Genomic DNA, 6,708 nt, shown 5'->3' with positions numbered 1-6,708 from the left:
AAATCAAACACAGCTCAAGCGATGTTGAACGGCTCGGCCATGCTGCGCACCGAGCCGAGTTGCGCGATGACGCTGTAGGGCCCCGGCGGCACCTGGACGCGTTCGCCCGCGCAGTTGGGCTGGGACGTGGTGCCCGACCAGGTGACCGTGAACGCCGCCTGCTCACCGCGACTCATGGTGCGGACGTCGGGCTGGCCGTCCGGGTAGCAGTCGGTGCTGGACCACAGCCTTCGCTGGCCGTCGAGTGTGTGCACCGAAACCTGTTGCAGGCCCGAACCCATGTCGCGGGTGCAGGCCACCGCCGAGATGTTGGTGATGACGATCCCGAACACCGGCTGCTCGCCGGCCTTGTAGGTGGGTTGTTCGACGGTCACCTTGATCGCCAGCGACTGGTCCGGGCAGGGGCCCGCCGCCGCGGCGCTGGTGGTCGCCGCGGAGGTCTTCGGCGGGCCGGACTCGCCCGACGGCTTGGCCGCCGCGTCGACGGGTTTGGCAACGACCGAGCTGGATCCGGTGGCCTTGGCGTCACCGGGCGAGTCCCCGCCGCGCGCGACCGCGAGCACGACCCAGATCAGCAGCGCCAGCGCGACCACCAGAACTCCGATGGCGAACGCGCGGCGACGCCAATAGATCTCCGGTGGCAGCGGTCCATTCGGTTCCAGCACGACTCAACGGTAAGGGCACGCTCGGGCACATCGTCTCAGGGGCACGGCGTGTCGGCCGCCCGCCCCCGTCGGCGACGAGTACATTCCGCCGGCACGCTGGGCAAACCGGGGACGTGCCCCGGCTCAGACCACCTCGCCGATATTGCCGACGACCCGCTGCAACTGCACTTTGCCCTCGGCCAGTTTGTAGGTCACGCAGGCGATGGCGAGCGCACCGGTCGCGACCCGCTGGGAGATGATCATCGACCGCTGCATGAGCAGGCGGCTGGTCTCCACCACGTGCCTGGCCTCCATCTCGTCGACGGTGGACAGTCCTTCGCGCCGTCCGACCAGAATGGAGGGCGTGACCCGCTCGACCACGCTGCGGATGAACCCGCCCGGCACTTCGCCGCCGTCCAGGGCGTCGATGGTGGCTTTCACGGCTCCGCAGCTGTCGTGTCCGAGCACTACGATGAGCGGCACGTTGAGCACCTGCACCCCGTACTCGATCGAGCCGAGCACCGAGCTGTCGACCACATGGCCCGCGGTGCGCACCACGAACATGTCGCCCAGGCCCTGGTCGAAGATCAACTCGGCGGCGACCCTGGAGTCGCCGCATCCGAACAGGATCGCTTGCGGGTGCTGGCCGCTGACGAGCTTGGCCCGGTCCGCGGCACCCTGGCTAGGATGCAGCAGCGCGCCGCTGACGAAGCGGTCGTTGCCTTCTCGCAGGGACTTCCATGCACTGATCGGGTTGGATTCCGGCATACCGACCATTGTGCAGGATGGGAGCGCTACCAGCGAGTTCGGTTGGTTACGTGTGGGCAAATACCGCCTGGCGGCGGTAGGACGGGGACAGTGAGGGCTGTGCGGAACGGCGCACCGACGGGCATCGACGCGGACACTTTGCTGGACTGGTACGGGGAGACCGCGCGCGATCTGCCGTGGCGCAGGCCCGGCGTCACCGCGTGGCAGATCCTGATGAGCGAGATCATGTTGCAGCAGACCCCGGTCGTGCGGGTCGAGCCGATCTGGCGGGAGTGGGTGGCGCGCTGGCCGGTCCCCTCGGCGATGGCCGCCTCCTCGCAGGCCGAAGTGCTCCGCGCCTGGGGCAAGCTGGGCTATCCGCGCCGGGCGCTGCGGTTGCACGAGTGCGCCAGGGTGCTGGCGGCCGAGCACGGCGACGAAGTGCCCGCCGACGTGGACGTCCTGCTCGGGCTGCCCGGGATCGGGGCCTATACCGCGCGGGCCGTCGCCTGCTTCGCCTATGGCCAGCGAGTTCCGGTCGTGGATACCAACGTCCGCCGAGTGGTTGCCAGGGCGGTGCACGGGCGCGCGGAAGCGGGCAACCCTTCGTCGCGGGACCTCCCCGAGACCGAGGCGCTGCTGCCGCTCCAGATCGATCGCGCCGCGGTGTTCTCCGCCGCCCTGATGGAACTCGGCGCGACGGTGTGCACCGCCCGGACTCCCGATTGCTCGCGGTGCCCGCTGCCGAGCTGTGCGTGGGTGACCGCCGGCCGGCCGGCCGGCGACGTGGTCCGCCGCACCCAGAAGTACGAGGGCACCGACCGCCAAGCACGGGGCCGCCTGCTGGACGTCCTGCGGCATGCCAGCGGGCCGGTGGAGCGCGTGCGCCTGGACCTGGCCTGGACCCGCGATCCGGGCCAGCGCGACCGCGCTTTGGACTCACTGCTGGTGGACGGCTTGATCGAGCAGACGCCCGACGGCTTGTTCGCCTTGGCGGGCGAGGGCGGGCACCCTCAGCCGCCCAGCACCCTCCGCAGGAAGCGCTCGACTTCGGCTCGGTAGCGCTCCGGCTGGTCGTCGTGCACGAGATGTCCCGCACCGGGCACCAGCACGTAGTCGGCGCCCGGATGCGCGGCCGCCATCTGCCGCATCTGCCCCGGCGGAGTGATGCTGTGCTCGCCCTCCAGCAGTAGCGCGGGGACCCGCACGGCATGCCAGTGCCGCCAGAACTGCCGCGTTCCCCACTCCTCGGAGATATCGCGGAAGGTGGTGACCGAGCCGTGCAGCCGGTAGCCCTCCGGCCCGCGCTCGAAGGAGTTCAGGAAGTACCGCCCGGCCACCGGCCCGAAGAAGGAAAGGACGGCGTCGTCGTCCGGAAAGGGCTGCGGCCACGCCTCGATCATCGCCGCCCAGTGCGCGGCGGTGCGGCCGGTGAAGTCCGGCGCGATGTCCTCGATCACCAGGGCGCGGACCCGATCGGGGTGGGTCGCGGCGAAGACCCAGCCGTGTAGTCCGCCCATCGAATGCCCGATCACCACCATCGGCTCGCCGATCGCGGCGGTGCCGGCGGCGAGGTCGGCCACGAATGCCTCGGTGGTCAGCTCCGCGGGCGCGGGCCTGCCGTGGCCCGCGGCGTCGAAGGTGTAGACGTGGCCGTGCTCGCGCAGCCAGTGCAGCTGATCGCGCCAGGTGCGCGCGCTGCCCATCAGTCCGTGCAGCAGCAGGATCGGCGCGCCCGCACCGCCTTCGTCGTGCAACATCGCTCCGACAATACGAGGCACCGAGCACCTGCTCGGCATCAGCCGCTAGCTTGGACGCATGGCTGTTGTGAAGATCAACGCGATCGAGGTTCCCGAGGGCGCGGGCCCCGAGCTGGAGAAGCGGTTCGCCCACCGTGCGCACGCCGTCGAGGGCTCCCCCGGCTTCCTCGGCTTCCAGCTGCTCCGACCGGTCGCCGGTGAGAAGCGGTACTTCGTTGTCACGCAGTGGGATTCGGAGGAGTCCTTCGCGGCGTGGCGGGACGGGCCCGCACGGGAGGCGCACGCGGGCGAGCGTCAGAAGCCGGTCTCGACGGGTGCGTCCCTGCTCGAGTTCGAGGTGGTGCTCGACGTCGACGCGAAGCCCGCGAACTGAGTCGGATTCCGGCCGCCGGGTAGGTCCGCCTGCCCGGCGACTCGCCCGACGCCGTGGTACGCCCGTGCCGGACCTGGTTGACGCCGGGGGCCCGCGGGTGTCACAGTTCGAAGGACAAACGCGAGGGTGACGCGGTAATTCCGGTGCGAATCCGGAGCGGTCGCGCCACTGTGTTCCACGCACCGAGTCCGGTGCCGGAAAGCCAGACACCGGCACCGTCGCGCCACCACCCGAAGGGACGCGTATCCCAAGGAGGACTCGCATGGCCATCGCGCATACACCCAGCCGGGCAACCGATTCCCTGGCCACCGTGCTCGTCACGGTAGGTGTCGTTCTTCTCGCACTGCTCACGCTGTACCTGGTCGGCTTCGACCAGGGCGTCATCTCGCGCAGCGGGATGTACCTGCACGAGCTGATGCACGACGGACGCCACCTGCTGGGGCTTCCGTGCCACTGATCGGTTCGCTTCGCACACTCCTGCTGCGCGGCCTGCTGGCCGGCCTCGTCGCCGGCCTGCTGGCCGCCACAGTCGGATACTTCGTCGGCGAACCCAAGGTGGACGCTGCCATCGCCATCGAGGAAGCGGGCTCCGCCGCTGAGCACACGCACGGTGAGCATGCCGAATCGCCGGGCGGGCATACCCACGGTGACGAGGAAGAACCGCTGGTGAGCCGCGGCGGCCAGAAGTTCGGGCAATTCCTGGCGCTCGGGCTGGCCGGGGTCGCGCTCGGCGCCATCTACGCTTCGGTCGCGCATTTCGCACGGCGCTACACCACACTGTCCGGTCCACGACTCGCGCTGATGCTGGGCGCGGCAGGGTGGGCCGCGATCGTCGCGGTGCCGTTCTTCAAATATCCGGCGAACCCGCCTGCCGTGGGTGATCCGGACACCATCAACGAGCGCACCCTCCTGTGGCTGGCGGCTGTCGTGCTCGGCATCGTGGCGGTCGGCGCGGCGGTGGCGGCGTTCACCGCGCTGCGCGCCCAACTTTCCACGTTCCGGCTGATCGGCGGTGTCGCCGCATTCGTGCTGGTGACCACGCTCGGTTACCTCCTGCTGCCCGGCGTGGACGAGGTCGGCGCGAACTTCCCGGCCACCCTGCTGTGGCAGTTCCGGGTGGCGTCACTGGCCGAGACCGCGACGCTGTGGGCCTGCCTGGCCCTGGGCTTCGCTGCGCTCACCGAGTTCGCTACGCGCACCGATACCCCGGTACGGGCAGCGGCCGCTACCGCGGAGTGATTCGCGTCCAGGAGAGCTGAGGCAGTGTCGATCCCATGATCGGCACTGCCTTTTCCGTCTGGCCCGCACCGCTGCGTGTCCACCCCGCTGGACCCCCACAGGCAGTACGCGTCGCATTCGTCGCACTGGTTGTCGCGTTGCTCGCGGGGGTGGCCGAGGCGGTTGTGCGGGCCGTGCTCGCTTTGCCCGAGGCCGATCCGGCCGACCTCGCGGCAGGATCGGGTGCGCGCACGGCGATCTACCTTCTGGTGCTGGCCGTCGCGGTACGGATGACCTACGGCGACCGTTGGGCCCGGCTGCTGATCACCGTCGGCATCGGAGTGATCGGCCTGTTGTCACTGATCATCGAGCCGCTCGCCGCGGCCATGTCCGCCTACGAGATGGGCGACCTCTTGCGGGACGCGAGCGCGACGTCGCTGCTGCTCGGCGCGTTCCGCACGGTGCATGTCATCGCCGTGCTGATCGCCGTCCCCGCCCTCTACACCCGCACGGCCAGGCGCTACTTCCGCAAGCGCTGACTCGCGGCACCCGCGCTTCGTGCCCCGCATCCACTGGTGCGGGGCACGAAGCGGTGATCCGACTCAGGCGAGTGCCGCGTCGAGGATGATGTGGTCGACGCCCGCGAGCGCCTTGCTGACCGGGCAGCCCGCCTTGGCGGCCTCGGCGGCGGCCTGGAACGCGTCGGCGTCGATGCCGGAGACGCGACCGCGGACGGTGAGCTTGATTCCCGTGATCCGGAACCCGCCCGCCGGATCGGGGCCGAGGGTCACGTCTGCGGTGACGTCGAGGCTCTCCGGAGTGCCGCCCGCGTTGCCGATCTGCGCCGAAAGCGCCATCGCGTAGCAGGAGGAGTGCGCGGCCGCGATCAACTCCTCCGGGCTGGTGGTGCCGTCGGCCTCCTCGGCGGAACGCTTGGGGAACGACACGTCGTACTTACCGACCCCCGAACTGGCCAGTTCGACCTGGCCCGACCCCTCCTGCAGGGTGCCGGTCCAGGCAGTACGCGCGGTACGTGTGGGCATCACGGTCCTTTCGCCGATGATCGTTTGACGATGCAGCACGAACCTACCCCGGGCGAGTCGCCCCAGCCCACCGGTTCGCCGATCGAGTCCGCGGCGCGGCGCCGACCGCGCGCACCGCGACTCGGCGGTAAACATGCCGCGCGTCAAGCGAATCCGTGCGGCCGGCGAAACCACCGCTACGCCGGATTCGTGATCCTGGCCAGCACGATGCCGCCGAGGATCAACGCGAGCGCCAGGATCCGGCCCGCGCTGAGCGGATCCCGATTGACGACGATCCCGAGGGTGATCGCGCCGAGTGCGCCGATGCCGGTGAACACCGCGTAGGCGGTGCCTACCGGCAACGTCTGCATGGCTCGGGACAGCAGATACACGGCGGTGGCCCCGAGCGCGAAACAGATCAGGGTCGGGACGAGGCGAGTGAAATTCTCGGTCGGCTTGATACTTTGCGACCAGGCGATCTCCACGAGACCGGCCACGGCGAGGATCACCCAGCTCATCTCAATACTTCCCGGCCAGAGCGCGGGCCGTGGCCAGAGCCCCGGCATAGGACGCGTCGTGCTCGGCACGCCGGTGCGCCAGCGCCGGGTCCTGGCGGGAATTGGCTAGTTCCGCGTGCACGAAAACGGTGTCGGATACGCCGAAATGGCCCGCGAAGAAGTCACGCAGGAAGCGCTCCTGGTAGTCGTAGGCCGCTTTGGGCGCGCCCGGCGAGTAGGCGCCGCCGCGAGCGCTCGTCACGACGAATCTTCGGTGGCCCAGCGACATTCGAGGGAACGTCACCTGGTCCAGCCATGCCTTCAGCGCGGCGGGCACCGAGTAGTTGTACATCGGCGTGCCGATCAAGATCACGTCCGCCGACAGCAACTCCGCGAGCAGCGGCTCCACGATGCCCCAGGCGGCGGCCTGCTCGGGGGTGCGGACCA

11 protein-coding genes are annotated in these 6,708 nt (G+C 69.8%); 5 read left to right on the top strand and 6 right to left on the bottom strand.

What is annotated here, in order from left to right; all coding sequences use genetic code 11:
* Nucleotides 1–14 precede the first annotated feature (14 nt).
* Both ON27_RS02320 and ON27_RS02315 read right to left on the bottom strand, forming a co-directional pair.
* On the bottom strand, nucleotides 15–665 hold the full coding sequence (locus ON27_RS02320) for a hypothetical protein (protein ID WP_043718603.1): 651 nt from the start codon (nucleotides 663–665) through the stop codon (nucleotides 15–17).
* A gap of 123 nt (nucleotides 666–788) precedes the next feature.
* The gene (locus tag ON27_RS02315) at nucleotides 789–1,412 is read right to left on the bottom strand and encodes a carbonic anhydrase (RefSeq protein ID WP_043718609.1); all 624 of its coding nucleotides are present in this window, start codon (nucleotides 1,410–1,412) and stop codon (nucleotides 789–791) included.
* Between the two features lie 90 nt (nucleotides 1,413–1,502).
* On the opposite strand from ON27_RS02315, the gene ON27_RS02310 reads away from it, so the two are divergent.
* Nucleotides 1,503–2,453, top strand: coding sequence for an HhH-GPD family protein (locus ON27_RS02310; protein ID WP_280413555.1), 951 nt, complete (start codon nucleotides 1,503–1,505; stop codon nucleotides 2,451–2,453).
* Here ON27_RS02310 and ON27_RS02305 read toward each other — a convergent pair.
* Nucleotides 2,405–3,151 carry an alpha/beta fold hydrolase gene (locus tag ON27_RS02305; protein ID WP_043718602.1) on the bottom strand — a complete coding sequence of 249 codons (747 nt, stop codon included), beginning with the start codon at nucleotides 3,149–3,151 and terminating at the stop codon, nucleotides 2,405–2,407. The genes ON27_RS02310 and ON27_RS02305 overlap by 49 nt on opposite strands.
* Nucleotides 3,152–3,209: 58 nt before the next feature.
* Here ON27_RS02305 and mhuD point away from each other — a divergent pair, with 58 nt between their 5' ends.
* The 4 genes from mhuD (at nucleotide 3,210) to ON27_RS02285 (ending at nucleotide 5,281) form a co-directional block, all read left to right on the top strand.
* The gene (mhuD, locus tag ON27_RS02300) at nucleotides 3,210–3,524 is read left to right on the top strand and encodes a mycobilin-forming heme oxygenase MhuD (RefSeq protein WP_043686001.1); all 315 of its coding nucleotides are present in this window, start codon (nucleotides 3,210–3,212) and stop codon (nucleotides 3,522–3,524) included.
* 262 nt (nucleotides 3,525–3,786) lie between these two features.
* Nucleotides 3,787–3,981 (top strand): CbtB domain-containing protein, encoded by a 195-nt coding sequence (locus ON27_RS02295; RefSeq protein ID WP_043718599.1) that lies wholly within the window; start codon nucleotides 3,787–3,789, stop codon nucleotides 3,979–3,981.
* Nucleotides 3,972–4,763, top strand: coding sequence for a CbtA family protein (locus ON27_RS02290; protein ID WP_043718597.1), 792 nt, complete (start codon nucleotides 3,972–3,974; stop codon nucleotides 4,761–4,763). The genes ON27_RS02295 and ON27_RS02290 overlap by 10 nt, the downstream gene beginning before the upstream one ends.
* Nucleotides 4,764–4,798: 35 nt before the next feature.
* A complete protein-coding gene (locus ON27_RS02285; RefSeq protein WP_043718595.1) occupies nucleotides 4,799–5,281 on the top strand; it encodes a hypothetical protein in 483 nt (160 codons plus the stop codon).
* A 63-nt stretch (nucleotides 5,282–5,344) separates the two neighbouring features.
* Here ON27_RS02285 and ON27_RS02280 read toward each other — a convergent pair whose 3' ends face one another.
* The 3 genes from ON27_RS02280 to ON27_RS02270 all read right to left on the bottom strand — a co-directional run.
* A complete protein-coding gene (locus tag ON27_RS02280) occupies nucleotides 5,345–5,785 on the bottom strand; it encodes an OsmC family peroxiredoxin (protein ID WP_043718605.1) in 441 nt (146 codons plus the stop codon).
* 176 nt (nucleotides 5,786–5,961) lie between these two features.
* A complete protein-coding gene (locus ON27_RS02275) occupies nucleotides 5,962–6,282 on the bottom strand; it encodes a DMT family transporter (protein WP_043718593.1) in 321 nt (106 codons plus the stop codon).
* 1 nt (nucleotide 6,283) lies between these two features.
* A partial coding sequence (locus tag ON27_RS02270; RefSeq protein WP_043718591.1) for an NAD(P)H-dependent oxidoreductase occupies nucleotides 6,284–6,708 on the bottom strand: 425 nt, incomplete at its 5' end.

Origin of the sequence: Nocardia asiatica NBRC 100129, from assembly GCF_000308415.1 — a bacterium.
Lineage (GTDB): Bacteria > Actinomycetota > Actinomycetes > Mycobacteriales > Mycobacteriaceae > Nocardia > Nocardia asiatica.
Note: the sequence above shows the minus strand (reverse complement) of the source record. Positions and strands in the feature narration are given on the sequence as shown.

Bases quoted from the DNA above. Each gene is read 5' to 3' on its own strand.
- mhuD (WP_043686001.1), top strand. From the start codon at position 3,210: ATGGCTGTTGTGAAGATCAACGCGATCGAGGTTCCCGAGGGCGCGGGC.
- ON27_RS02305 (WP_043718602.1), bottom strand. From the start codon at position 3,151: ATGTTGCACGACGAAGGCGGTGCGGGCGCGCCGATCCTGCTGCTGCAC.
- ON27_RS02285 (WP_043718595.1), top strand. From the start codon at position 4,799: ATGATCGGCACTGCCTTTTCCGTCTGGCCCGCACCGCTGCGTGTCCAC.
- ON27_RS02275 (WP_043718593.1), bottom strand. From the start codon at position 6,282: ATGAGCTGGGTGATCCTCGCCGTGGCCGGTCTCGTGGAGATCGCCTGG.
- ON27_RS02295 (WP_043718599.1), top strand. From the start codon at position 3,787: ATGGCCATCGCGCATACACCCAGCCGGGCAACCGATTCCCTGGCCACC.
- ON27_RS02280 (WP_043718605.1), bottom strand. From the start codon at position 5,785: ATGCCCACACGTACCGCGCGTACTGCCTGGACCGGCACCCTGCAGGAG.
- ON27_RS02315 (WP_043718609.1), bottom strand. From the start codon at position 1,412: ATGCCGGAATCCAACCCGATCAGTGCATGGAAGTCCCTGCGAGAAGGC.